This is a genomic window from Bradyrhizobium sp. 23 (genome assembly GCF_023073295.1).
Lineage (GTDB): Bacteria > Pseudomonadota > Alphaproteobacteria > Rhizobiales > Xanthobacteraceae > Bradyrhizobium > Bradyrhizobium canariense_D.
In genome coordinates this window covers 45,584-45,842 of record NZ_JADPJF010000034.1, presented here as the reverse complement: position 1 = coordinate 45,842, position 259 = coordinate 45,584, and the positions used below count along the sequence as shown (strand labels likewise).

General features: G+C 66.4%; 1 pseudogene. It reads left to right on the top strand.

Annotation, left to right across the window (positions count from 1 at the left end):
* Positions 1 to 259: pseudogene (locus IVB32_RS05285) on the top strand (amidohydrolase family protein); the annotation flags it as partial.

Genomic DNA, 259 nt, shown 5'->3' with positions numbered 1-259 from the left:
GTGCTTCTGCCCGGCGCCTTCTACTTCATCCGCGAGACGCAAAAACCGCCGGTCGAGGCGTTCCGCAAGCACGGCGTTGCCATGGCGCTCGCGACCGACTGCAATCCGGGCAGCTCGCCGCTGACCTCGCTGCTGCTCGCCATGAACATGGGCGCGACGCTGTTCCGGATGAATGTGGCCGAGTGCCTTGTGGGTGTCACCCGCGAAGGCGCGCGAGCGCTCGGCGTGCTCAATGATACCGGCACGTTAGAGGCCGGCA